The sequence below is a fragment of the Mesorhizobium sp. M1D.F.Ca.ET.231.01.1.1 genome (genome assembly GCF_003999155.2).
Classification (GTDB): Bacteria; Pseudomonadota; Alphaproteobacteria; order Rhizobiales; family Rhizobiaceae; genus Mesorhizobium.
On record NZ_RZOZ02000173.1, the window covers coordinates 1 to 323 of the forward strand.

Annotated in this window: 1 pseudogene; it reads right to left on the reverse strand. The window is 60.7% G+C overall.

Annotation, left to right across the window (positions count from 1 at the left end):
- Window positions 1-7 precede the first annotated feature (7 nt).
- Window positions 8-323, reverse strand: a pseudogene (locus EN874_RS32820) (ribonuclease activity regulator RraA); the annotation flags it as partial.

Sequence of the window (323 nt, forward strand, 5' to 3'; positions counted from 1 at the left end):
TTTGGGTCTAGCGTCCTGCCTTTTTGCGCCAGGCCTCATATTTTTCCTGGTTTTCCGGTTTCGTACACGGATAGAGCCCGATGATCGACGCGCCGCCACGAACCTCCTCCAGGACGAAGTCCTCGAAGCATTCCATTCCGGTGCATTCCTCCGCAATCTCGTCGGCGAGGTGAGCCGGGACCACCATCCCGCCGTCCTTGTCCCCGACGAGGACATCGCCTGGGAAGATCGGCGCATCCCCGCACGAAATGGGCACGTTGATGTCCAGCGCTTCATGATGTGTCAGGTTGGTTGGCGCAGACGGCCTGGCGTAGTAGGCGGGC